The 25,149-nt window shown below is 74.3% G+C and carries 17 protein-coding genes and 1 pseudogene; 10 read left to right on the forward strand and 8 right to left on the reverse strand.

Annotation, left to right across the window (positions count from 1 at the left end):
- Positions 1–8: 8 nt before the first annotated feature.
- A complete protein-coding gene (locus ACWDD7_RS29085) occupies positions 9–839 on the forward strand; it encodes a thioesterase II family protein (protein WP_450459577.1) in 831 nt (276 codons plus the stop codon).
- Positions 840–898: 59 nt separating this feature from the next.
- Here ACWDD7_RS29085 and ACWDD7_RS29090 read toward each other — a convergent pair whose 3' ends face one another.
- The 4 genes and pseudogenes from ACWDD7_RS29090 to ACWDD7_RS29105 all read right to left on the reverse strand — a co-directional run bounded on the left by ACWDD7_RS29090 (position 899) and on the right by ACWDD7_RS29105 (position 11,159).
- Complete coding sequence (locus ACWDD7_RS29090; RefSeq protein ID WP_450459596.1) at positions 899–6,946, reverse strand: amino acid adenylation domain-containing protein; 6,048 nt, start codon at positions 6,944–6,946, stop codon at positions 899–901.
- Positions 6,923–8,314, reverse strand: a pseudogene (locus ACWDD7_RS29095) (condensation domain-containing protein); the annotation flags it as partial. The gene ACWDD7_RS29090 and the pseudogene ACWDD7_RS29095, both read right to left, overlap by 24 nt.
- A gap of 87 nt (positions 8,315–8,401) precedes the next feature.
- Positions 8,402–8,899, reverse strand: a complete 498-nt coding sequence (locus tag ACWDD7_RS29100; RefSeq protein WP_351876238.1) for a GNAT family N-acetyltransferase — start codon at positions 8,897–8,899, stop codon at positions 8,402–8,404.
- Between the two features lie 142 nt (positions 8,900–9,041).
- The gene (locus ACWDD7_RS29105) at positions 9,042–11,159 is read right to left on the reverse strand and encodes a M20/M25/M40 family metallo-hydrolase (RefSeq protein WP_450459578.1); all 2,118 of its coding nucleotides are present in this window, start codon (positions 11,157–11,159) and stop codon (positions 9,042–9,044) included.
- Positions 11,160–11,483: 324 nt separating this feature from the next.
- Here ACWDD7_RS29105 and ACWDD7_RS29110 point away from each other — a divergent pair, with 324 nt between their 5' ends.
- Genes ACWDD7_RS29110 through ACWDD7_RS29125 form a run of 4 tightly spaced genes read left to right on the forward strand, consistent with a single transcriptional unit; the run spans position 11,484 to position 14,602 of the window.
- Positions 11,484–12,467: an ABC transporter ATP-binding protein gene (locus ACWDD7_RS29110; protein WP_450459579.1), complete on the forward strand. Its 984-nt coding sequence runs from the start codon at positions 11,484–11,486 to the stop codon at positions 12,465–12,467.
- Between the two features lie 31 nt (positions 12,468–12,498).
- Positions 12,499–13,329, forward strand: coding sequence for an ABC transporter permease (locus ACWDD7_RS29115; protein WP_351876247.1), 831 nt, complete (start codon positions 12,499–12,501; stop codon positions 13,327–13,329).
- A gap of 25 nt (positions 13,330–13,354) precedes the next feature.
- On the forward strand, positions 13,355–13,525 hold the full coding sequence (locus ACWDD7_RS29120) for an MbtH family protein (protein ID WP_450459580.1): 171 nt from the start codon (positions 13,355–13,357) through the stop codon (positions 13,523–13,525).
- A gap of 33 nt (positions 13,526–13,558) precedes the next feature.
- Entirely contained in the window at positions 13,559–14,602 is a 1,044-nt protein-coding gene (locus ACWDD7_RS29125) for a P1 family peptidase (protein WP_450459581.1), read from the forward strand.
- A 20-nt stretch (positions 14,603–14,622) separates the two neighbouring features.
- On the opposite strand, the gene ACWDD7_RS29130 is transcribed toward ACWDD7_RS29125, so the two are convergent.
- Both ACWDD7_RS29130 and ACWDD7_RS29135 read right to left on the reverse strand, forming a co-directional pair.
- The gene (locus ACWDD7_RS29130) at positions 14,623–15,258 is read right to left on the reverse strand and encodes a response regulator transcription factor (RefSeq protein WP_351876256.1); all 636 of its coding nucleotides are present in this window, start codon (positions 15,256–15,258) and stop codon (positions 14,623–14,625) included.
- Complete coding sequence (locus tag ACWDD7_RS29135) at positions 15,255–16,514, reverse strand: sensor histidine kinase (protein ID WP_450459582.1); 1,260 nt, start codon at positions 16,512–16,514, stop codon at positions 15,255–15,257. Before ACWDD7_RS29135 ends, ACWDD7_RS29130 begins: the two co-directional genes overlap by 4 nt.
- 123 nt (positions 16,515–16,637) lie before the next feature.
- Between ACWDD7_RS29135 and ACWDD7_RS29140 the strand changes: the two genes are divergently transcribed.
- From ACWDD7_RS29140 to ACWDD7_RS29155, 4 genes are all read left to right on the forward strand, one after another.
- Positions 16,638–17,723 (forward strand): ABC transporter permease, encoded by a 1,086-nt coding sequence (locus ACWDD7_RS29140; RefSeq protein ID WP_450459597.1) that lies wholly within the window; start codon positions 16,638–16,640, stop codon positions 17,721–17,723.
- Complete coding sequence (locus tag ACWDD7_RS29145) at positions 17,720–18,403, forward strand: ABC transporter ATP-binding protein (protein ID WP_450459583.1); 684 nt, start codon at positions 17,720–17,722, stop codon at positions 18,401–18,403. Before ACWDD7_RS29140 ends, ACWDD7_RS29145 begins: the two co-directional genes overlap by 4 nt.
- Positions 18,404–19,065: 662 nt before the next feature.
- Entirely contained in the window at positions 19,066–20,247 is a 1,182-nt protein-coding gene (locus tag ACWDD7_RS29150) for a DUF3103 family protein (RefSeq protein WP_450459584.1), read from the forward strand.
- A 165-nt stretch (positions 20,248–20,412) separates the two neighbouring features.
- On the forward strand, positions 20,413–21,504 hold the full coding sequence (locus ACWDD7_RS29155; RefSeq protein WP_450459585.1) for a DUF5954 family protein: 1,092 nt from the start codon (positions 20,413–20,415) through the stop codon (positions 21,502–21,504).
- A gap of 691 nt (positions 21,505–22,195) precedes the next feature.
- Here ACWDD7_RS29155 and ACWDD7_RS29160 read toward each other — a convergent pair.
- Positions 22,196–22,657 carry a universal stress protein gene (locus ACWDD7_RS29160; protein WP_450459586.1) on the reverse strand — a complete coding sequence of 154 codons (462 nt, stop codon included), beginning with the start codon at positions 22,655–22,657 and terminating at the stop codon, positions 22,196–22,198.
- 54 nt (positions 22,658–22,711) lie between these two features.
- On the reverse strand, positions 22,712–23,761 hold the full coding sequence (locus tag ACWDD7_RS29165) for a lactonase family protein (RefSeq protein ID WP_450459587.1): 1,050 nt from the start codon (positions 23,759–23,761) through the stop codon (positions 22,712–22,714).
- A 266-nt stretch (positions 23,762–24,027) separates the two neighbouring features.
- Between ACWDD7_RS29165 and ACWDD7_RS29170 the strand changes: the two genes are divergently transcribed.
- Positions 24,028–25,083, forward strand: a complete 1,056-nt coding sequence (locus ACWDD7_RS29170; RefSeq protein ID WP_392216274.1) for an NAD(P)-dependent alcohol dehydrogenase — start codon at positions 24,028–24,030, stop codon at positions 25,081–25,083.
- Positions 25,084–25,149: the final 66 nt, after the last annotated feature.

The following is a 25,149-nucleotide window of genomic DNA, read 5'->3' on the forward strand; positions in this document are numbered from 1 at the left end:
ACAACGCAGTGACACACAACCGATGGACTCCCTGGGACTCGGCCCCCGCGACCGACGACGGCACGGCTCCGGTCCGGGTCTACTGTCTGCCGCACGCCGGCGGCTCGGCGGGTGCCTATCTGGCCTGGGCGCGCTCCCGGCAGGCGCCGGGACTGCACTTCGTGCCGGTGGAACTGCCCGGCCGCGGCACCCGGATGGGAGAGCCGCTGCTGACCTCCATGCGGGACGTGGTCGACGGAGTGCTGTCGGTGCTCGAAACCCGGCCGGCCGACGAGCCGTTCGTCCTCTTCGGGCACAGCATGGGCGCCCAGATCGCGTACGAGACCGCACGCCGCCTGGTGGCCGAGGAGCGGCCGCTGCCGCGGGCCCTGGTGGTCTCCGGATGCCGGCCGCCCGGCTCCCCGGCCGCGCTGCCCCTGCACGACCGCGACGACGAGCAGCTGGTCAAGGACATGGGAGAACTCGGCGGCACCCCGGCCGAGATACTGCGGCACCGCGAGCTGCTGGAGATGCTGCTGCCGGTGCTGCGGGCCGATCTCACCCTGCTCGACGCGTACATGCGCGATGTCCGGCCGACGGTGCTGCCGTGCCCCACGGTCGCGCTCGGCGGGACCGAGGATCTGCTGTCCGGGGCCGAGTGGATCGGCGGCTGGCGCGCGGTGACCGCGGGCGGCTTCCGGCAGCGGATCCTGCCCGGCGACCACTTCTTCCTGCACAGCAGGGTGGACGAGGTGATGGCGGAGATCTCCACCGCCGTGACGGACCACGCCGGCACGGCGGGCCGGGCCGACGCGGTGGGCCGGGCCGACGCGGTGGGCCGGGCCGACGCGGTGGGCTGAGCCGGTGCCCCGCCGCCCGGAGGCCGCGGCGGCCTCCGGGCGGCGGGTACCCGCGGGGCTCACCGCTCCTCCAGCCGGGCGAGTTCGGCGGCCAGGACGCGGCCGATGAAGTCGATGTGGCCGGGCTCGGCCAGCTCCAGGTGCCGGGCCGCCATCGGATGCTCGGTGACCTCGCCGGTCAGGTACGGCGCCCACAGCTCGGCGCTGCTCGCCCCGCCCAGCTCGGCCGCCCGCCTGGCCTCGGCGGTCGCGGTGAAGGCGAGCAGGCCGCCGTCGTAGAGGCGGGGCGTCCAGCGGATCATCAGCTCGCCGTGGTAGCGGCAGGTATCGACCATCGCGGCGAGCCCGGCCGGGTCCTGGGGGGCGGAGGCCCCCATCGCCGGGGCGAGCAGCCGCAGCAGCTCCGCGGGCTCGGGCACCCGGCTGCCGTCCCGCACCGCGGCGATGTCCGCCGCCGGCACGCCCACGCCGTCGAGCAGGCTGAGCACCACGTCCTTCTCGCTCACCGGGTCGTCGGGCGCGCGCCGGTCGTGCTCCTGGGGCGGCACGCTGTCCATCAGCGCCAGCAGCTCGACCCGCTCGCCCGCCTCGCGGAGCTGGACGGCCATCTCGTGCACGAGGACGCCGCCGAAGGACCAGCCGAGGAGCCGGTAGGGGCCCTCGGGCTGGATCCGCCGTATCCGCGCGAGGTACTCGGTGGCGAGCCCGCCGAGTGTCGCGGGGCGGGGGCCGTTGCCGGCCGGGCCCGCGCCCTGGAGGGCGTACACCGGCTGCTCGGGGCCGAGGCCGCGCAGCAGGCCGATGTAGCCGAAGCCGTCGCCGACGACGGGGTGCACGCAGAACAGCGGCCTGCGGCTGCCCTGCGCGCGCAGCGGCAGCACCGGCTCCCAGGTCCGGTCGTCCGCGAACCGGTGGTCCAGCCCCGGGTCCCCGGCGATCCGCTCGGCGAGCCCGGCGGCCGTCGGGTGGTCGAAGAGGGTGCGCACGGCGAGCTGCACGCCGGTCTCGGCGCGGATCCGCTCGACCAGCCGGACCATCATCAGCGAGTGCCCGCCCAGCAGGAAGAAGTCGTCGTCCGGGCCGGCCCCGGGGACCTCCAGGATCTCGGCGACGAGGGCCGTCAGCACCCGTTCCAGCGGGGTGGCGGGCTCCCGTGCGGTCCGCTCCTCGGCGTCCGGGACGGCCGCGGGCTCGGGCAGGGCGGCGCGGTCCAGCTTGCCGTTGGGCGTGACCGGCAGCTCGTCGAGGGTGACGTAGCCGGTCGGCACCATGTGCTCGGGCAGCCGGGCGCGCAGGTGTTCGCGCAGTTCCCCGGCCGTGGGCTCCGGGCCCTGCCCCACGGGCACCACGTAGGCGACGATACGGGGCGCGCCGTGCCGGTCCTCGCGGACCAGGACCACCCCGGCGGCGACCGCCGGGTGGTCGCTCAACGCCGCCTCGATCTCGCCGAGTTCGATACGGAAGCCGCGGACCTTCACCTGGCCGTCGACGCGGCCCAGGTACTCCACCGCCCCGTCGGCGCGCCAGCGGGCGATGTCGCCGGTGCGGTACATGCGGGACCCGGGCGGCCCGTAGGGGTTGGCGACGAACCGCTCGGCGGTCAGCGCCGGGCGGCCCAGGTAGCCGTCGGCCAGCTGGGCGCCGTCGAGGTACAGCTCGCCCGCGACCCCGGGAGGGGCCAACTGGAGTTCGGCGTCGAGGATGTGCACCCGGGTGTTCCACACGGGCCGTCCGATCGGCACCGGGCGGCCGTCGTCGTCCTCCGGCCGGCAGGTCCAGGCGGTCACCTCGATCGCGGCCTCGGTGGGGCCGTACTGGTCCACGAGCCGGATCCCGGGCAGCACCTGGTGGAAGCGGCGGGCGGTCGCCGTGCTCAGCGCCTCACCGCCGACGATGACCAGGCGCAGCGAGTCGCACCGGCCGGCGTCGGGATGCTGGAGGAACGCGTCCAGCATGGACGGCACGAACTGCGCCACCGTGACCCGCTCCTCGCGGATCAGCTCGCACAGGTATCCGGGGTCCCGGTGGCCCTCGGGCCGGGCCACGACGAGGGTGGCGCCGGTGCTGAGCGGCCAGAAGATCTCCCACACGGAGACGTCGAAGCTGGACGGCGTCTTGTGGAGGACCCGGTCCTCGGCCGTGAGCAGGTACTGGTCCTGGCCCCACCGCAGCCGGTTGGTCACGGCGCCGTGCGGCACGACGACGCCCTTGGGGCGGCCGGTGGAACCGGAGGTGTAGATGACGTAGGCCGGGTCGGTCGGGGCGGGGACGGCGGTCGCGGCCCGCTCCACCGGCACCGGGGCACCCGCCGCACCCCGCTCCACCGGCACCGGGGCACCCGCCGCACCCTGCTCCACCGGCACCGGAGCACTCACCGCACCCCGCTCCACCGGCACCGGAGCCTCCGCCCCGTCCCGCTCCCGCGCGCCCTCCCCCACTCCCGGGAAGACCAGCGCCACCCCCTCCGGCACGCTGAGCCGCTCCGCCTCCGCGGGCGTGGCGACGACCGCCGTCGGCCGCGCGTCCCTGAGCATGAACGCCAGCCGGTCGGCCGGGTAGTCCGGATCGAGCGGCACGTACGCGGCCCCGGTCCGGTGCACCGCGCACAGCGCGACGATCAGTTCGACGGAGCGGGGTACGGCGACAGCGACGGTGTCGCCCCGTCCCACGCCGTGCGCCGCGAGCCGTCCGGCGAGGCCGTCGACGAGCGCGTCGAGCCCGCCGAACGTCACCTCCTCGCCCTCGAAGACGACCGCGGTCGCCTCGGGGGTCCGGGCGATCTGCTCGGCCACGGCGGCGGCCAGCGTGCTGGGCTCCAGCTCGTGCCGCGTGTCGTTCCACTTGTCGAGGATGAGGCGCCGCTCGTCGTCGGAGAGCAGGGCGACCCGGCCGATGCGCCGGTCGGGGTCGGCGGCCACGGCGGTGAGCAGCCGGGTGAGCCGGTCGGCGAGCGCGGCCGCGCCCGCCTGGTCGAACAGGTCGGTGCGGTACTCGACGGTGCCGGTCAGCGGCCCCTCGCCGCCGTCCTCGGCGCGCTCGGCCGCCAGGGTCACGGTGAGGTCGAACTTGGCGGGGGCCAGCTGGACGGTGATCCGCTCGGCGGTGACACCCGGGATGTCGAGGCGGACTCCGTCGCCCTGGTCCACCACGAGGGCGACCTGGAACAGCGGGTGCCGGCCCGGCTGCCGCTCGGGGTTGACCAGGTCGACCAGTTGCTCGAAGGGCAGGTCCTGGTGGGCGTAGTCGGCCACGTCCCGCTCCCGCACCCGCTCCAGCAGCTCCCGGAACGTGGGGTCTCCCCCGGTGTCGGTGCGCAGCACCAGCGTGTTGACGAAGAAGCCGACCAGGTCCTCCAGGTGGGCGTCGGTGCGGCCCGCCACCGGGGTGCCGAGCGGGATGTCCGTACCGGCGCCGAGGCGCGTCAGCAGGGCGGCGAGCGCGGCCTGGACGGCCATGAAGAGGCTCGCGCCGCCGGCCCGCGCGAGGTCCGCGAGGGCCTTGTGGGTCGCGGCGTCGATCCGGACGGGCACGGTGCCGCCCTCGTGGCCGGTCTCGGAGGTGCGGCGGCGGTCGACGGGGAGCGGCACCTCGTCCGGCATCCCCGCCAGGGCCGTACGCCAGTACTCCCACTGCCCGGCGGCGAGCGTGCCCGGGGTGCGGACGTCGCCCAGCAGCCGGTGCTGCCACAGGGTGTAGTCGGCGTACTGGACGGGCAGCGGCGACCAGTCGGGGGCGCGCCCCTCGGCGCGGGCCCGGTAGGCGCCGGCGAGGTCGGTGGCGAGCGGCTGGAGGGACCAGCCGTCGCAGGCGATGTGGTGCACGGTCAGCAGCAGGACGTGGCGGCCGGGTCCGAGCAGGTACAGCCGGGCCCGCAGCGGCGGCCGGTTCGCGAGGTCGAACGGCACGGACGCGGCGGCCCGCAGCTCGGCCGCGAGCCCCTCACCCTCGGCTCGGGCGGGGTCGAGCGGGGCGATGTCCAGCAGCGACGGCAGTTCCGCCGGGTCCAGGACCCGCTGGTGGGGTACGCCGTCGCGGTCGGGGAACACCGTGCGCAGCGCCTCGTGGCGGACCACGACGTCGTGCAGCGCGGCTCCGAGCGCCCCGATGTCCAGGGGCCCGTCGAGCCGTAGCGGCAGCGGGATGTGGTAGGCCGGGCTCTCGGTCTCCAGGCGCTGGAGGAACCACAGCCGGCGCTGGGCGTGCGACAGGGGTGTCTCGGCGGGGCGTTCGGCCGGGACGAGCGCCGGCCGCCGATGTGTGCCGCCGAGCAGGCGGGCCAGCCGGGCGGGGGTGCGGCCCTCGAAGACGGCGCGGATGGGGAGTTCGGCGCCGGTGACCGCGCGGACCCGGCTGACCAGGCGCATGGCGAGCAGCGAGTGCCCGCCCAGCCGGAAGAAGTCGTCGTCGGGGCCGACCGCGTCGGCGCGCAGCACCTCGGCGAACAGCGCGCACAAGGTGGCCTCCCGCTCGTCGGCGGGCGGGCGGCCGCCGCCGTCGGTGACGCGCAGGTCGGGTTCCGGCAGGGCGCGCCGGTCCAGCTTGCCGCTGCTGGTGAGCGGCAGCCGGTCGAGGTGGGCGAAGGCCGCGGGCAGCATGTACGCCGGGAGGTGCTCGGCGAGGTGGTCGTGCAGTTCGGCGGCGTCGGGCGGCCGGGTGCCGGCGGCGGGGACGACGTAGGCGGCGAGGTGGAGGTCGCCGGTCTCCTGGCCGCGTACGGCGACGGCGGCCTGGGCGACGCCGGGGTGCCGGGCGAGCACGGCCTCGATCTCGCCGGGTTCGATGCGGAAACCGCGGATCTTGACCTGGTCGTCGGCGCGGCCGAGGTACTCGACCCGGCCGTCGCGCAGCAGCCGGGCCAGATCGCCGGTGCGGTACATGCGGCTGCCGGGCGGCCCGTAGGGGTCGGCGACGAACCGTTCGGCGGTCAGCGCGGGGCTGCCGACGTAGCCGCGGGCGAGCTGGGGTCCGGAGAGGTACAGCTCGCCGGGCACGCCGAGGGGTGCCGGGCGGAGGCGCTCGTCCAGGACGGCGGCGCGGACGTTGTCCAGGGGGCGTCCGATGACCGGGACGGGGCTGTCGCGCAGTTCGCAGGCGAGCGCGTCGACGGTGAACTCGGTGGGCCCGTAGTAGTTGTGCACGTCGGTGCCCTCGACCGCGGCGAGCCTGGTCCACAGCTCGGGTCCGACACCCTCGCCGCCGAGCATGAGGACGCGCGGCCGGTGGTGGCCCGCGTCGAGGAGGCCGGCGGCCAGCAGGGCCTGGGCGTAGGTCGGGGTGAGGTCGAGGAAGTCGAGGCGTTCGCGCCGCACCTCGGCGACGAGGGCCTCGGGGTCGAGGCGCACCTCGTCGGGGAGCAGGTGCAGGCAGTGCCCTTCGAGCAGCCAGAAGAACGGTTCCCAGGCGGTGTCGAAGGTGATCGAGGCGACCAGGCCGAGCCGGAGGCGGGGGGCGCCGTCGGGCGCGTACCGACGCGCCATGCGGATCCGGTGGTGGTGGGCGAGGTGGCTCAGTGCCCCGTGACTCACGGCGACGCCCTTGGGGGTGCCCGTCGAGCCGGAGGTGTGGATGACGTACGCCGTGTCCTCGGGGCCGACCGGGGCCGCGCGGTCCGCGTCGGTGAGGACGGTGTCCGGGCGGGCGGCGACGCGCTCGCGCGTGCCGGGGTCGTCCAGCACCAGGGCGGGCGTGCCCGCGGGCAGCCGGGGCTCGGTGTCCGCGGTGGTGACGGCGCAGACGGGGCGCAGCGTCGAGGCGACGGCGGCCAGCCGTTCGGCGGGGGTGTCCGGCGTGAGCGGGACGAAGGCGGCGCCCGACTTCAGGACGGCGAGCAGCGCCACGACGAGGTCGGCGGTGCGGTCGAGCAGCACGAGGACCGGCGCCTCGGGAGCCGCGCCCCGCTCGACCAGCTCGCGGGCGAGCCGGTTGGCGCGGGCGTCGAGTTCGCCGAAGGTGAGCCGGGTGTCCCCGGCGACGAGCGCGGGCGTGCCGGGGTCGGCCGCGGCACGCTCCTCGAAGGACTGGTGGTAGGCGAGCGCGGGGACGTCGACCGCCGGGCCCTGCCACAGTCCGGTGAGCGTGCGGTGGTCGTGGTCGGTGACGAGGTCGATGTCGCCGAGGCGTTGGTCGGGGTCCTTGACGACCCGCTCCAGGAGCAGGACGAGCCGCCGGGTGAGGTCCTCGGCGCCCGCCCGCTCGAACAGGTCGCTGCTGTACTCGACGAAGCAGGTCAGCCCGGCCGGGGCGCCCTGGGGGTCCTTGCGCTCCATGACGTTGAACGACAGGTCGAACTTGGCGCCGCCGGGGTCGGCCTCGACCACCTCGCACTCGACGCCGGGCAGCCGGAGGGCGGCCTCGGGCAGGTTCTGGAAGGCCAGCATGACCTGGAACAGCGGATGCCAGGCGAGCGAGCGCGGCGGGTTCAGGGCGGTGATCAGCCGCTCGATCGGCATGTCCTGGTGGGTGAAGCCCTGGAGATCGGTATGGCGCACCCGCTTGAGCAGTTCGCGGAAGGTGGGGTCGCCGGAGGTGTCGACGCGCAGCACCAGCGGGTTGACGAAGTAGCCCACCACGTCGTCGTACCGGGAGTCGGCGCGCCCGGCGGTCGGGCTGGCGAGCGGGATGTCGTCGCCGGCGCCGGAGCGGCTGAGCACGGTGGCGAGCGCCGCCTGGACGACCATGAAGAGGCTGACCCGGCAGGTGCGTGCGAGGGCCAGCAGGTCGCGGTGCAGGTCCGCCGGGATCTCCCAGGGGAAGTAGTCGCCCTCGTGGGACACGGCGGCCGGGCGCGGCCGGTCGGTGGGCAGCGGCAGGCAGTCCGGTATTCCGTCGAGCGCCTCTTTCCAGTAGGCCAGTTGGGCGCTGATGCCGCTGTCGGGGTCGTCCAGGCTGCCGAGGGAGCGGTGCTGGGCGACCGCGTACTCGGCGAAGTCGGCCGTCAGGGGCGGCCAGTCGGGTGCCTCGCCGGCGAGGCGGGCGACGTACGCGGTGCTCAGATCGCGGGCCAGGGGGGCCATCGACCAGCCGTCGCCGGCGATGTGGTGCTGCACCAGCAGGACCAGGTGGTCCTGCGGTCCGAGCGCGAACACCCGCAGCCGCAACGGGATTTCGGTGGCCAGGTCGAAGCACTCGCGGCAGGCCGCGGCGATCAGGCCCGGGAGGGCGGCCTCGTCGGCGGGCTCCACCGTCAGGGGCGTCGCGACGTCGGCGGCGTCCAGGATGCGCTGGTAGGGGGTGCCGTCCCGGTCGGGGAACACGGTCCGCAGGGCGGCGTGCCGGCCGATGACGTCGGCGAGCGCGGCGCGCAGCGCCTCGATGCCGAGCGGGCCCCGCAGACGGAGCGCCACCGGCATGTTGTAGGAGGCGTCGCCCTGCTGGAGCCGGTCGTTGAACCACAGCGCGAGCTGCGCGTAGGACAGCGGGATCTCGCCCGCGACGGTGCCTTCTCCCTGCACTAGGGTGTTCCCTCCCCTGGTCACGGCGGCCGGAGAGGTCCTGCCGCGGCCCGCCGTTGTGGTGGATGCACTGCGTGGTGATGCGCGGTCGGGCCGGGCCCCGACGGTGGGTCAGCGAGCCGTCCAGTGGTACGTCACGTCGGGCTCGTTCTCCTCGTTGCGGCTGCCGTCGTTGAACTCCCCGGCGGTGAAGCCGTGCCGCTCGTAGAAGGCGCGGGCGTCGGTGTTGCGCTGGAAGCAGTGCAGCGAGAGTTCCTCGGGTGACGCTTGTTTCACGGTCTGGAGCAGAGCCGTGCCGATGCCGCGGCGCCGCACGTCGGGATGCAGGTACAGGTGGTCGAGGACGGTCTTGTCGAGGGCGGCGAAGCCCACGATCCGCGCGTCCTCGCCCTGTTCGGCCACCCAGACGGTGCTGGAGGGCAGGACGACGTGCTCGAAGAAGCCGAGGGTCTCCTCGTCGCTGTAGAGCCGGGGCAGGTAGGGCAGGGCCGCGGCCCGGGAGGCGAGGAAGACGGCGGTGATCGCCGCCGCGTCGGCCGCGACCGCCGTGCGCAGGCGGACGGGCTCCGGCTCCGCGGTGGTGTCGGCGTGGTGGGGGGTGGACGGCATCAGGGCGCTCTCTTCTGTCGGGGCCAGGGGTCGCCCGGCCTGATGTGGTCCTGGTCGCGTGGTGGCCAGGTGTCCCGGCGTCCGGGTGTCCGGGTGTCCGGGTGTCCGGGTGTCCGGGTGTCCGGGTGTCCGGGTGTCCGGGTCAGATGGTGTACCGGCGGCTGGCGAAGGAGAGTCCCGCCGCGCCCGGTTCCCAGGTGAGGTCGGCGGGCCGCGGTCTGCTCAGGGCCTGGGCGGGCAGCCCGGCGTCCTCCGTCATCGCGAGCACGCGCAACGGCTTGTCGCCGCGCACGACGAGGGTCACTTCCTGGCCGCGCGGGTCGGGAGCCACCATGAGCAGGCCCCACTTCCACGGTGATCCGGCGTACGGGCGGTTCTCCCCGCCGGACAGGTCGGGTGTCCCGGCGGGCGCGCCCTCGACGCGGGCCCGGACGACCCGCGTGGTGGAGGTGTCGACGTACAGGGCGAGCAGGGCGGGTTTTCCGCTCTTGGGCCCGACCTTGAGGCGGACGGTCCGGGTGGCACCGGCGCGGGTGTCGGAGACGGTGGTGACCTCGGGGGTGGCGACCGGGGCGACCGGGGCCGGCCCGGCGAGCAGGCCGCCCGGCGGCGCGGCGAGGGCCGGCGACCAGTCCTCCAGCGTGTCGGTGCGCCGCTGCCCGGTGTATCCGGTGACCCAGGAGGCCGGGTCGGCGTCCTCGGACACCCAGTAGGCGCGCCCGTGGTCCGCGTCGAGGGCGTACATGAGGCTGACCGGCCGCGGATGGTCCGCGTCGGGCCGGTCGGCGGCGACGGCTCCGCCGACGCAGGCGGTGCCGGCCAGCGCGACGACGGCCGCGAGGGCGACCAGCCGCCTGGCCCGCAGACCGCGGAACAGGCGGACCAGGGGCGCCGCCAGGACGGCGAGGGCCAGGGCGGCCAGGACCAGCGGGGCCGCCGCCGTGGCGAGGCCGAGCGTCGGGAAGAGCAGGGTGACGAGCGGCACGAGGACGACCACCGCGGGCAGGGCCGCGCCGAGAAGGGCCGTGGTGCGCCACGGGGACTCCTCGACGGCACGGGCGCCGAGGGCGACACCGGCCGCCACGCCGAGCGCCGTCCACGTGAACACGTACGCCGCGCCGGGCAGCAGCAGGGCGGTGGGTACGGCCAGCAGCGCGGGCCACACCGCGATGCCCGCGGCCGTGTCCAGGGCGCCGGCACGCCGGCCCGTCCAGGCGGCCCACAGCCCGGTGACGGCGGCGGTGAGCAGCAGCAGGCCGATGACGGCGGGGCCGGTGCGATACGGGTCCCCGGTGAGGAACGACGCGTAGTAGGGGCGGATCAGCACCAGAACGCGCCAGGCGGCCCAGCCGAGCGCGGCCGTGGCCAGGAGGACGAGGGGGAAGGTGAGCGCGGGCCTCAGCACCGCCCCGGGCCGCAGCGCCTTGCGGCGGCGGGCGTACCAGCCGGCCAGGAGCAGGGCGAGCGGCGCGGCGACGGCCAGCGGGAGCACGGCGCCCGAGGGGTAACTGACGAGCACCGGGCCGACGTTGAACCAGGTCGCGTCGGAGGACCGGGTGACGTCCCGCAGATCGGTGGCGGACAGCCGGCGCGCGGCGGACAGCACGGTGTCCCCGAGGTCCTGGAGGCTGCCCAGGTGGACGTGGGCGAGGTCGTCGCCGGGGGCGTGGTAGTCGGCGCTGTCGCCGATGACGGCGAAGTTCAGCCCGGTCATGCCGGCCTTGCGCAGCTGGGTGAAGTCGGTGTCGTTCGGCAGGCGCCGGTAGACCTCGGCGGACAGCGAGGTGGCCACGGGCGGGCGGCCGCCCAGCGCCTTCACCAGGGCGGAGCTGTGATCGCCGGTCTCGAACATGACGGCGCGTCCGGAGGTGCCGCGCGCCTCCAGGTTGAGGACGACACGGGGCTTGTCGGTTGCCTTGCCGAGGCTGTGGACATAGGCGCGCACCCCGAGTTGGCCGGTCTCTTCCGAGTCGGTGAACAGCAGCACGACGTCGTTGCGCGGGCGGGGGCCCTTGGTCAGGATGCGCGCGATCTCCAGAAGGGACGACACGCCGAGACCGTCGTCGGAGGCGCCCGGGCCGGTGAGGACGGAGTCCGTGTGGGCGACCAGGAGGACCTGCCCCGTGGGAGAACTGCCCGCGATGGTGGCGGAGATGTTGTGGACCCGGCCGGCCAGATGGGAGGCGGAGTCGCCGGGGACGACCTCGGTCGCCTCGTCCTCCACCGGTTTCAGCCCGAGCCGCGTCAGCTGACCGCTCACGTAAGCACGGGTCTGTTCCGCACGCGCGGTACCCGAAGGATGCGGCGCGTCCGCGAAATGCTCGATATCGGCCTTGGCGCGATAGGCGGAAAATGCCGACGGTGCCGCATCGGCCCGCACGGGATCGGGGACCGCGTGTACGACCAATGCACAGTCGACACCGATGAGCACCAGCAGCAGCCCGGCGACAAGCACGACTATGCGTGCCCTCATCAAACCCCCCGGATTGGAACATGCCCACGTCGGGGCTTGATCATGTCGCACCCTACCAACAACGTCGCGCAGGCAGAAGGGGGTTCACAATCGGGTGCCGGGTGCGCTTGTATGGGCGGATGCGGCGGGCTCGACGCCTTGGGACCTCGTCCGTGCCGCGTATCCAAAGGGGGAATTTACCGGGTGAGCGTCCCCACTGTCCTTTTTCGGGATGTTGTAAAGACCTATGGCTCGACGAACGCCGTGGACGGACTCAGTATCGATATTCCGCCAGGCCGATTCATGGGTCTCCTCGGGCCGAATGGCGCGGGAAAGTCCACCACCATGCGGCTCATCACCGGCCAGAGCCGGGCGACCCGCGGCACGGTGGAGGTGCTGGGGCACGCCATGCCCGCCGGGTCCCGCCGGGTGCGCTCGATGCTCGGTGTCGTACCGCAGGAGGACAACCTCGACATCGAGTTGACGGTACGTCAGAACCTTGATGTCTTCGTCCGCTTCAGTTCCCTTCCGGCCGCCGAGTACGACGGCGCGGTGGACCGCGCCCTGGCCGCCGTGCGGCTGACCGACCGGGCGGACAGCCGGGTGGAGGAGCTGTCCGGCGGAATGCGGCGCAGGCTGCTGCTCGCCCGGGGCATCCTCACCTCACCGCGGCTGCTGCTGCTCGACGAGCCGACGGTCGGCCTCGATCCGCAGATCCGGCAGGGCCTGTGGGACGTGATCGAGGCGCTGCGCGAGTCCGGTACGACGGTGCTGATGTCCACGCACTACATCGAGGAGGCCGAACGCCTCGCGGACGAGGTCGCCGTCGTCTTCGCGGGCCGGCTGATCGCCCAGGGCGCCCCGGACGAGCTGCTGCGCGTCCATGCGGGGGCCCAGGCCGCCGAGTACCGGGGTGACGCGGCCCGCCGCGCGGAGGTGGAGGAGCTGGTACGGCGGGCGGGACTGCCCAGCCGTCGTACCGGTCTGTCGGTGTCGGTGCTGCGCGCCGAGACGATGCCCGAGTCCCTGCGCGAGGCGCTGGGTCCCGCGGACGTGCTGCGTCCGACCACGCTGGAGGACGTGTTCGTCATCCTGACCGGCGAGTTGTTCGTCTGATGCCGGCACCATCTCCCGAAGGGACCCGTTCATGACGAGTGCCGCTCCGGCTCCCCCGGCGAGGACCCTCGCGCCGGCGGACGCCGACGAGGCCCCGACGCCCGCCCTGCTGCCGGCGCTGCGCGCGGTGTGGCGGCGTGAACTCCTGCTGTTCCGGCGCTACTGGCCCGCGATCACGTTCGGTTCGCTGATCGAGCCGCTGGTGTACCTGGCCGGATTCGGCGCCGGTTTCAACCGCCTGGTGGATTCGGCCGAGGGCCGCCCGTACCCGCAGTTCCTCGGGGTCGGCATGGTCGTCACCTCCGTCCTGTTCGCCTCCGCGTTCGCCGGCATGTTCGAGACCTACAACCGGCGCTGCTACCAGCACCTCTACGACGCGGTGCTCAGCCGCCCGGTGGACGTGTGGGAGCTGGTCACGGCCGAGGCGTCGTGGATCGCGGTGAAGTCCGCCGTCTACAGCTCGGTTCCGCTGCTCGTCACGATCGCCATCGGTCTGCCCCTCGGGCCGTCGCTGCTGCTGGTACCGCTGATCACCCTGGTGTCGGGGCTGGCGTTCGCGCTGGGCGGGATGTGGGTCTCCACGCTGGTCCCGGCGATCGACTGGCTGCGACTGGTCGTCTCGGGCGTCCTCACCCCGCTCGTGATGGCCGCCGGTGTCTTCTTCCCGCTGTCGGGGCTGTCCGGCTGGCTGCGGATCGTCGCGGCCGTCAACCCCATCTACCACTGCATGCAGTTGGTGCGGCACGCGGCCTTCGGCACGCTCGGCGCCGTCGACCTGCTGCATCTGGCGGTGCTCGGCTGCTGCACCGCGGCCGCCTGGTTCCTCGCGGTGCGCGGCATGAGCCGTCGCCTGTTCGACTGACCCGACCCCTCGACGGGAGCCCCCGATGACCAACCCCTTCGACCACGAGGACCGTTCCTACGTCGTGCTGCGCAACTCCCCCGGTGACTACTCCCTCTGGCCCGCGGGCATCACCGTCCCGGACGGCTGGGAGGTCGTCCACGCGGAGGACTCCCGGCGGGGCTGCCTGTCCTACATCGAGGACCGGGCCGCCTGACGGGGTCTCCGGCGGCGGGTGGTGTCCGGCGGCATGGAACAGTCGGCAAGGCGTGCCCGGGCCCGTGATCTCGGCATCGTCATCGGGGAGTTCGCCCCCGGGCCGCTCGACGCGATCACCGATGTGCCGGGCGTCCGGGTCGGGCACGCCACCGTCCGCCGGCTCCCCGACGTGCACAGCGGGGTGACCGCCGTCGTGCCCGGCGCCGTGGCCCCCCACGCTCCGCTGCCCGCCGGGGTGTTCACCGGTAACGGCTACGGCAAGCTCATCGGCACGACGCAGCTCGCCGAACTCGGCACGCTGGAGACCCCGGTGCTGCTGACCTCGACCCTGTCGGCCTTCCGGGTCGCCGACGCCCTCGTCGGCTGGATGCTGGAACGGCCCGGCTGCGCCGACGTACGGAGCCTCAACCCGGTCGTGGGCGAGTGCAACGACGGCTTCCTGTCCGACATCCGGGCCCGCCCGGTGCGCGAGGAGCACGTCCGGGCCGCGCTCGACCGGGCGTCCGGCGGCCCGGTGGCCGAGGGCTGCGTCGGCGCGGGCACCGGCACCGGCGCGCTGGGCTTCAAGGCGGGCATCGGGACCTCCTCCCGTACGACGGACCTCGGTGGCCGGCGCTGCACGGCCGGGGCCCTGGTCCAGGCGAACTTCGGCGGCACGCTGCGGGTCCTCGGCCGCACGGTCACACCGCGCTCCCTCGGCCTGGCCGGTGCCCCGGGCCCGGCCGCGGAGACCGGCTCCTGCATGATCGTGGTCGCCACGGACGCCCCGCTCGACGCCCGGCAGCTCACCCGCCTCGCCCGCCGCGCCGTGTTCGCCCTGGCCCGCACGGGCGCCGCCTACAGCCACGGCAGCGGCGACTACGCCCTCGCCCTCACCACCCGCCCGGAGCCCGGCGCCCCCGTGGCGGACACCGAGCTGAGCCCCCTGTTCGAGGCCGTCCTGGACGCGGTCGAGGAGGCGGTCCTCAACTCCTTGCTCGCCGCGACGACGACCACGGGCCGCGGCGGCCACACCCTGCCGGCCCTGCCCGCGGACCGGCTGCTGGACGTGCTGGCGGGACGGGACCCGTGCTGAGCTTCCGGCCGGTTCCGGCGTCAGCGGCGGATGAGCCCGAGCCCGGTGGCCGTGGCGACAGCGGCGGTACGGGAGTCGGCGTCGAGCTTGGCGTAGATGCGGACCAGGTGGGACTTGACGGTGCCCTCGGTGAGGTGGAGACGTGAGCCGATGGCCTGGTTGGACAGGCCCTCGGCGACCAGGGACAGGACCTCGGTCTCGCGGCGGGTCAGGGCGGTGCCGGGCGCGCGCAGCCGGTTCATGAGACGGTCGGCGACGGTGGGCGCGAGGGTGGTGCGGCCGGTGGCGGCGGTGCGCACGGCGGCGGCCAGTTCCTCGGGCAGGGCGTCCTTGAGCACGTAGCCGGTGGCGCCGGCCTCGATGGCGGGCAGGATGTCGGCGTCGGAGTCGTACGTCGTGACGATCAGGACCCGGGGCGCGCCGGGGCGCGCGGTGACGGCGGCGGTGGCCTCGGCGCCGTTCATGCCGCCTCGGAACTGCAGGTCCATCAGGACGACGTCGATGTCGCCCTCGCCCACCCGGGCGACGGCCTCCTCTGCCGTGGCGGCCTCGGCCACGACCACGAGCCCGGGTTCGGTCTCCAGTACGGCGCGCAGCCCGGCCCGGACCACGGGGTGGTCGTCGGCGAGGAGCAGACGGATCGGCGTGTCGGTCACGGGCGGGCCTCCGCATCGGTGTCGGCGGGCTCGGCGGGCTCGGCGAAGGGGAGCCTGGCGGCCACGGTGGCGCCCTTGCCCGGGGCGGATTCGATGGTGAGCGTGCCGCCGAGGGCGTCCATCCGGGCGCGCATGGCGGCGAGTCCGAACCCGCCGTCGGCCGGGTCGGGGGCGGGCAGCGTGTCGGGGTCGAAGCCGGTGCCGTCGTCCACGACGTCCACGGCGACGTGGTCGCCGAGGTAGCCGAGGGTGACCTCGGCGGTGGCGGCGCCCGCGTGGCGGACGGTGTTGGCGAGGGCGGACTGGGCGATGCGCAGCAGGGCGACCTCGTGTGCCGTGGGCAGCCGTACCAGCTCGCCGGTGAGGCGGAAGCGCGCGTCGAGCGGGTGGCGCGCGGAGGTGGTGGCGCACAGCCGTTCCAGGGCACCGGCCAGGGTGGTTCCGTCCAGGGCGGGCGGGGTGAGGGCGGCGACGAAGCGGCGGGCCTCGGCGATGTTGTCCACGGCGGTGTGCCGGGCCTGCTCCACGTGGCGGGCGGCGGCCTCGGGCCTGCCCGGCAGGGCGCGTTCGGCGGCGTGCAGCAGCAACTGGATGCTGGACAGGCCCTGGGCGAGGGTGTCGTGGATCTCACGGGCCAGGCGCTCGCGTTCGGCCAGCACGCCCGCGGTGTGCTGGGCGGCGGCGAGATCGGCGCGGGTGGCGGTGAGTTCCTCGATCAGCCGGCGGCGCTGTTCGCTCTCCCGGTACAGGGCCTGGTAGCCGCGGACCACCGCGACCGCCACGGCGGCGCCGAGGGCCGGACCGATCGCGGTGGCCAGGGTGAAGGAGCCCTGGTGGGCGGCGAAGGCCACGATGGCCGCGGTCGCCGTGGCGGCGACGGCGGCCGGGCCGGCGCGGCGCGGCAGGAGGTGGAGCTGGAGGAAGTACAGCGGGAAGGCGATCCACACGCCGTCGGCGGACAGGCCCAGCAGCACCAGCCATACCGCCCCCACGGCGGCCAGCCACCAGGTTGCGGCCCGGTGGGAGGCGGCGACGCGGGGCAGCAGCGGCCCCGCCGCGTACACCAGGCCCAGGACGGCGGTCACGGCGACGACGGCCACGGCGTGCGGCGCGCCGTCGGTCACGGCGCGGCCCGCGGCCAGGGCAAGCAGGCCGGCGGTGAGCAGGTGCAGGCACCAGGCGAGCGCCCGGGTGGTGGGGGTCAGGGTGTTCACGATCGTCCAAGCGTACGATCCCGCGGCCGCTCGGACATCCATCGAAAGACAGAACCCGGCCGCCGCCCTTCGATCCGCCAGGTCCCCTCCCAGGCCAGATGCCCGGAGCGGGTGCGGGCGGCGAGAGTCGGGGTGCACCGCTTCCACCACATGAAAGGCAGGGACGTGTTCGTCGCCTGGAGGGACCTGAGATTCGCCAAGGGGCGGTTCGCCCTGATGGGAATCGTCATCGTGCTGATCACTCTGCTGGTCGGCCTGCTGTCCGGGCTGACCGCCGGGCTCGGCCGGCAGAACATCTCCGGGATCGACGGCCTGCCCGCGGACCGGATCGCGTTCGGCGCGCCCGGCGGCGGACAGAAGCTGTCGTACGCCGACTCGACCGTGACCGAGCGGCAGTGGCAGCGGTGGTCCGAGGCCCCCGGCGTCACCCGTGCCGAGCCGCTGGGCATCAGCACCACCAAGGCCACCGCGGGCGGCGGCGGGAGCACCGGGGTCTCCGTCTTCGGCGTCCGGCCCGGCTCCGCGCTGGCCCCGGACGGCGACAGGATCGACGACGGCTCGGTGGTGTTGTCCACCTCCGCCGCCGACGCCCTCGCGGTCAAACCCGGCGACGAGGTCACCCTCGCCGGCCGGCACCGCCTGACCGTCGCGGCCGTGCGCGGCGACGCGTCGTTCAGCCACACCCCGGTGATCTGGACCAGCCTGGACACCTGGCGGCGGACCGCGCCCCCCACCGACGGCCCCACCGCCACCGTCATCGCCCTGAGCACCGTCTCCGGCGCCGATGTGCGGGCGACCGACCGGGCCGTGGGCACCAGGACGGTCTCCAAGCAGGACTCGTTGTCCGCGATCGGCTCCTACAGCTCCGAGAACGGCTCCCTCCAGCTGATGCGCGGCTTCCTGTTCGCCATCTCGGCCCTGGTCATCGGCGCGTTCTTCACCGTGTGGACCATCCAGCGCGGCGCGGACGTCGCCGTCCTGAAGGCCCTGGGCGCCTCCACCGCGGGCCTGCTGCGCGACGCCCTCGGCCAGGCCCTGGTCCTGCTCACCGGCGGCACCCTCCTCGGCACCGCCCTCGCCGCCGCGCTCGGCGCCCTGGTCGCCGGCACGGCCGTACCGTTCCTGCTCACCCCCGCCACCGTCCTGGTGCCCGCCGCCGTGATGATCGTCCTCGGCGCGCTCGGGGCCGCCCTGTCGGTCCGCCGCATCACCTCCGTCGACCCGCTGACCGCCCTGGGGAGCACCCGATGAGCCTGAGCCTCACCGACATCACCCTCACCTACGCCGACGGCGACGACCGCCTGACCGCCCTCGACCGGGTCACCCTCGACGTGCCGGGGGGCAGCCTCACGGCCGTCGTCGGCCCCTCCGGTTCCGGGAAGTCGAGCCTGCTGGCCGTCGCCGCGACCCTCGTCACCCCCGACTCCGGCACGGTCACCATCGACGGCACCAGCACCTCGGGCATGACCCGCGGCGAACTCACCGAGCTGCGCCGCCGCACGATCGGCATCGTCTTTCAGCAGCCCAACCTGCTGCCCTCCCTGACGGCCGCCGAACAACTCCAGGTCATGGCCCACCTCGACGGCCGCTCCCCCGCCAAGGCCCGGCCCAGGGCGATGCGGCTGCTCGACGCCGTCGGTCTGGCCGAGCAGGCGGACCGGCGCCCCCACCAGCTCTCCGGCGGCCAGCGCCAGCGCGTCAACATCGCCCGCGCGCTGATGAACGACCCCGCCGTCCTCCTGGTCGACGAGCCGACCAGCGCTCTCGACCACGAACGCGGCGCCGCCGTCATCGACCTGCTCACCCGCCTCACCCACGAACAGCGCACCGCCACGATCCTGGTCACCCACGACCGCGCCCACCTCACCGCCGCCGACCGGATCGCCGAGGTCCACGACGGACGCCTGAGCCTTCCGTCACCGATGCGCTGACGCACGGCCGGCCCGTGTCGTGGAACCGTGCACCATGCGGTCCCTGCCGCCGTGGACGACCACGGTGGGCGCGGTGACGCGGCGCGGTTCGACCGCGCGGTCGCCCGGCGCCCGGCCGCACCACTCCGACAGGCGGCGCTTCATGGGCCCGCGTGTCCCGGCCGTGTTCCGACGCCGCGGTGGCCCGCTCCCGCTGCCGCGCCTCGTCGGGCGGGACGACGCGGGAGCCGACGCGGTCGAGGTGCCGGGTCACCGGTTCCCCGGCGGGCCCGGCGGGGCGTCCGGCCGGGCGTCCGGCCGGGCGCACGGGGACGGAGAGCGCCGGTTGCCCGGCCTTCTGGTCGAGGGGCAGCGCGCTCGCGCCGCCCCTCGGCGTGCCGGCCGGGCGGACGCGTTCGGTGCCGAGGGCGGGCCGCGCGTCCCCGGCCGAGCGGTGCAACGCCTCCCGGGCCGTCACACGACATCCGAGGGGACGTCAACTCGTCGCGTGACACCGGAACTTCGTCTGCTCACGCTGTGAGAACCTTGTGTGAATGACATGCTCTCGTCATCATGACCAAGGGAATCATCTACCCGCATAGACCCACTGGGGCCCGGTTCCCGCGTCACCCACCCCCTGACCACGTGTCACCGACCACTCCACCTCCGGAGGATCGATCCTCGTGAGATCTCGCCACACCCGCAGACGCGGCACCCTCACCGCCGCCGCGGCCACCCTGGTCACCTTCTGCGCGGCCCAGACCCTGACCGCCGCACCCTCGGCCTTCGCGGCCCCGGTGCCCGGCCCGGCGGCCGCCCGTGCGGCGCACGCCCACTCCGCCACCGCGTCCGCCGTCACCTCCGCCCAGGACCGGGCGGCCCGTGCCATCGCGCGCTCGCTCGGCGACGCCTCCTGGAACACGCGGCTGCGCGCGGCCGCCCTGAAGTCGCGCGAGGTGCCCGTCACCGAGCGGGCGAGCGGCTCGCTGAAGTCCCAACTCTCGGCCGCCGACCGGCAGATCGCCGCGGCCAAGGGCCTGGACGCGAAGACCGGCTCGCTGCTCCAGCTGCGCCTCGGGGACCCCTCGATGCGCGCCTCTCTGGCGGCAGGCACGGCCCCCTGGGTCGCCGCCGCCGTCTCGGACGACGACGCCACCAGCGTCACCGCCTACGACAGCCGGGGCCGCGCCCACCGCGTGGACGCCCGCAAGGCCCCCGCGCACCCGGTGTACGTCGTCGACGTCGACAGCTCCAAGGCGCTGGCGGCCGGTCTGGACGTCCTGAGCAAGGAACTGGTCAAGGACGGCGTGCGGTCCGCGGCGCCCGCGGCGGCGGTGAACACCACGGCCACGCCGCGGGCGGCGGCCACCACCGCGGGCTACTGGACCACGAAGATCACGGCCGTCGAACTCTCCGACGACGAGGAGCCCTGGATCAAGGGTGCCGCCGAGATCTACACCCTGGTCAGCGGCTTCGGCCAGGACGGCAAGGTCCGCGTCGACCCCGTGGACATGCCGTACCTCGACTACGACGGCACCGTCTACAAGCCCAACCAGATCCTCGTGAACTGGTCGAACTACAAGTACAACCTGGCCGACGCCGTGATGATGGAGGACGACGGCAGCACCAACTACCGCGACCTCGCCAAGGCGATCGCCACGGCGTTGCTGACCATCACCGACCAGGGCACCTACATCCCGCTGGTCAACGCGATCCTGGACGCCATCCCGAACGACTGGTGGACCGACGACCCCGACTACGTGGACTCCTGGTACACCCTGGCCCAGAACAACCAGGGCACGTACTACGGCGCCCGGGGCAACGGCTGGATGACCGTGGAGCCGTACTTCGTCGAGCAGTTCTGACGGACGGCACCGAACGGGGCCTGCGGGGAGCGGAGTTCCCGGCAGGCCCCTCCGTGTGTCATGCCGTGACCATCATTCCACCACGGATGGCCGGTTTCCGCACACGGAGCGGCATTTCACCAAAAACCGTGCTGGGCGCGCCTTCCGGTCGGCAGGATAGAGGTCATGGACCTTGGGAATGTCAGGCCGGACGGGGTTCGTCCGATCGTCGTGCGCGTTCCGGTGGAGCCGGTCGAGGCAGCCATGGAGGCCGACGCCCTCGACGCCGTGGTGAGCGCCGGCGAAGTGGCCGTGCGCGGGCCGCTGTTCGGGGTGGTCGCGCAGAGCGAGCAGGACGGGCAGCGCTGGCGGGCGGTGACCTCGATCACGGCCCCCTTCCCGCAGATGTCACGCGACAGCCTGAACTCCCTTCTCTGGTTCCGCGCGAAGGACGGGGTCGAGGACAGGGCCGAGCGCCGAGCCCTGCTCGCGGCGGTCACCCGGCTGGAGACCGAGCCCGTCGACGAACTCACCGTGCTCGGCACGCGCTACCGGATCGTCCGCGCCGAGGAGTACGCCGGCACGGGCGCGGGCGGCATCGAACTGCCGCGCCCGACCGACCCTGAGCCCCTCTCCGCTGACTGGAGCCTCGGCAGCCGGGAGCCGGAGGTCGACGCGGATCTGGTCCTGGACCCGGACGCGCCGCTCACCCCGGCCCTGGCCACCGAGCGGCTGGCGCTGCGCGACTTCGTCTACGCCGGCTCCCGCTTCCCCGACTTCGTGCTCCGCGAGTCCCGCCGGGCCCGGCGGACCCACCCGGACGTCGTGCTGCTGCCGGCCACGTTCACGGTGGTGGAACGCGACGGCAAGGGCTGGGGGCCGGTGAGCCGCCCGCACACCACCGCGCTCGGCGCCCGCAAGGCCCTGGACTTCCTCCTCACCTGGCTCGAACCGCGTACCCGCGGCCTGATCCCCGTGGACGCCGACCGGCTCGTCGACGCCCGCACCATGGCGGCCGAGGACCCGGGCGCCGACCCCGAACTGGTCGCGTACGCCGATGCCTCCGAACGGCTCCGCTCCGGCCGCGTCAACCAGCTGGAGGTCTTCGACACCACGTACCGGATCATCCGCACGCGCCGCATGCTGCGCTGGGGCTGCGACGGACCCGAGAAACCGCGTCCCTCCGACACCAGCGAGCACGGCCCCGAGCGCATCCACCCCGTGCTCGACGAGGACGGCGTCGTCCATCACGACCACGCCGAGGAGGAGGACGACTGACCGCTGCGGGGCTGCGCGAGGACCACCGCTGCGACGACCCCGGCGGCGCCGAGGAGTTGGAGCGGACGCCGCGTCCGGCCGGGCAAGAGGCGACCGGGGACCGTCGCGCACAGCGGTGAGGCGAAGGAGAGGAACGGGCGGCGAGCGCGGGCAGTCGGACCAGCCCGCGGAACCACACCGCGTACGCCACGGGCGCGCCGACGAGCCGGGGCAGGCGAAGCCGCCGATGCGCCCCGGCCGAGGTGGTCCGGCAGCGACTCGCCGGCCACCGTCCCCGGCACCAACACCAGTCTTCCGAGGGAGAGTTGCCACCCGGTGAAGGCCGGCAGTCCGACCCTCGGGCCGTCCCCGCCGTTTCGTCGGCACGCTGCCGGACACCACGCACAGCGCGCCGAGCAGTCCGGCCACGACGCCGGTGGTGTCCGGTCCGGCGCCCGGCTGGGGCACCAGCGGGGCGATCCCGGCGGCACCGCGCGCGCAGGAGGCGAGGTGGGGCGGCCGGACGGTCGTCCACTGGCGGCGAGACCGTGCCGACTCAGACGGAGCGGGAGAGCCGTGCGCACGACCCGGGCCGGATCGGGGTTGACGTACGATCGGCCCGCCACGGGCCCCGCGCCCCTCCGCGCACCTCGGTGCGTACGCCCCGCGCCATCGCCCCCGCCGGGCCGCGCCGGCTTCCCGTCGGCCGCCCTCACTCCTCCTCGTGCCCCCTGAGGACGAGAACCGGGCAGGCGGCGTGCTGGACGCAGTGCTGGGCGACCGAGCCGAGGAGCAGGCCGCGGAAGCCGCCGAGACCCCGGCTGCCGACCACGAGCAGCACGGCGTCGCGCGAGGCCTCGATGAGGACGCCGGCGGGGGCGCCGTAGCGCACCACGGTGCTGACCTGAACGGTGGGGTGTGCCGCGACGGCCTCCTCGACCGCGTTCGTGAGTTCGCTCTGCGCCCGACCCTCCAGGGCGGCCTCGTCGGAGGCGGACGGCAGCAGCCAGCCGAGGGCACCGTGGAACTGCGGGACGTCCCAGGCGATCACCGCCTCCACCCGGCCGCCGGTGAGCACCGCCTGGCGCACCGCCCAGTCCAGGGCCTGCTTGGAGCCCTCCGAGCCGTCCACCCCGACCACGATGCGTTCTGTCTCGCTCTGTCGCTCGGCCATCCTCTTCCCTCGTCCTGTCCCTCGCCCTGTCCCCCGTCCTCGTGCCGAGTGCCCTCATCCGAAGGCGACACTGCTGGCGGCGTGCACGGGCAGCGATCCGGCGGGCCGGGGGACGCCCGTCGCGGGGTCGACGTCGAGCCACGTCACCTCGCCCGAGCGCTCATTGGCCGCGTACAGACGTCGGCCCGACGGATCGAGCACCAGGTCACGCGGCCGGCGGCCACCGCAGGGTACGGCCGTGACCAGCTCCGCCCGCTCCCCCGAGGCGTCGAGCGCGAGGACGGCCACGGTGTCGGTGCCGCGCACCGCCGCCCACAGATACCGACCGTCGGACGCGACCACAGGGGCCGAGGGCTGCGCCGGGATGTCCGAGCCGTCCGGGAACAGCGGCGTCTCACCGACCGCGCCGAGGACCCCGGCGGCCGCGTCCCAGCGGCACACGGTCACCGTCGGCCGGAGTTCCCCGAGGACGTAGGCATGGTCCCCCGAGGGGTGGAAGGCGAGGTGCCGGGGCCCGGTGCCCGGGGGCAGCGCGGTCGTGCCGTGCGGACGCAGTTCGCCCGTGCGCTCGTCCAGTGAGCAGACCCGCACCGAGTCGGTGCCGAGATCGACGACGAGGACCCAGCGCCCGGTCGGATCGGGGACGACCTGGTGGGCGTGCGGGGACCGCTGGCGTTCGGGGTGCGGTCCGGAGCCCTCGTGGTGCAGCACGCTGCTCGGGCGCTGAGGCAGGCCCTCGGCGGTCAGCGGCAGCACGCTGACGCTGCCCGAGCCGTAGTTGGCGGTCAGCAGATGTCCCTGCGCCAGGGTGAGATGGGTCGGTTCGTCGCCGCCGACCGGCACGGGCTGCCCGAGCGGGCGGGGCACCGCCTCGGTGGCGTCGTACGCGGCCACCGCTCCCGCCACCGTCTCCGAGACGGCGTAGAGGACGGGGCCCGCCTCCCCGTGCCCGACGGCGAGGTACGACGGGTCGGCGACGGTCTTCATGACGCCCGTCCAGGTCAGCGCCCCGGTGCTCGGGTCGAGGTCGGCCACGACGATCCCCGGCCCGCCCGCCGATGTGAACGACCCGATGAAGGCGCGCCCCGCGGCACCGCCGGCCATGAACCCTCCGCCCTCCGCCCCGCGCACAGCACGACGGAGTCACCACGATGCGGGCGGGCCGCCGGGGCGAAGCGGATTCGCCGTGCGACATGGCCCGGGTTTCACCGGAACGCATCAACGGCGCTTCCGGTCGCCGCGCGGTCCGCGGAGCCCCGTGAGACGGTGATCACGGTGTGCGAGGTCGCCGCAGGCCGCCGGGGACGCGGTGGGAGGACCGTACGGCCGCCGGGCGCGAGGCCGTGATCCGATCAGGAGGGCGCAAGCCGGTGAAGGCATTCGTGATGAAGGAGATCGGGAGCGTCGGCTTCATGGACAAGCCCGTTCCCGAGCCGGGGCCGACCGACGCCGTGGTGCGCACCACCAAAGCGCTGATCTGCACGTCCGACTCGCACACCGTGCAAGGCGGCATCGGGCCCCGGGAGAACCTGACCCTCGGTCACGAGGGTGTCGGTGTCGTGCACGCGGTGGGGGGCGAGGTCAAGGACTTCCGGCCCGGCGACCGGGTGCTGGTCGGGGCCATCACCCCCGACTGGGGCGACCTCGCCTCGCAGAACGGCTACCCCTCGCAGTCGGGGGGTCCGCTGGGCGGATTCAAGTTCGCCAACCTCAAGGACGGGGTGTTCGCGGAGTATTTCCACGTGAGCGGCGCGGACGCGAACCTGGCGAGGATTCCCGAGGGCATCTCCGACGAAGTGGCGGTCTACTGCGCCGACATGCTGTCCACCGGCTTCATGGGCGCCGAGCACGGAAACATCCCGATCGGCGGCACCGTGGCGGTGCTGGCGCAGGGCCCGGTCGGGCTGATGGCCACGGCCGGGGCACGGCTGCGGGGCGCGGGCCTGGTCATCGGTGTGGAGTCGGTGCCCAGCCGGCAGAAGCTCGCGCGGTTCTACGGCGCGGACGTGATCGTGGACTTCGGCAAGGAGGACGTGGTCGAGCGGATCCACGAACTCACCGGCGGGCAGGGCGTGGACACCGCCATCGAGGCGCTCGGCGCGGACGTGACCTTCCAGACCGCGGTCAAGGTGACCAAGCCGGGCGGCACGATCTCCGTCATCGGCTATTTCGGGCAGGGCGAGTTCGTGCACATCCCGCGCGTCGAGTGGGGTGTCGGCATGGCCGACAAGACGATCGCGACCGGCCTGTGCCCCGGCGGGCGGCTCCGTATGGAGCGGCTGCTGCGGGTGCTGGAGAACGAGCGCGTCGACCCGACCCGGATGACCACCCACCGGTTCCCCTTCAGCCGGATGGAGCGGGCCTTCGAGGTGTCGGACAAGAAGCTGGAGGACACCGTGAAGGTGCTGGTCAGCTTCGACGAGTGACGCGTCGCCCGGGGGATCGCTTCGGCGTCCGCAGGGCCCGGCGTCACAGAAGGACCGAGAGGCGAG

Source organism: Streptomyces sp. NPDC001056, from assembly GCF_053598955.1.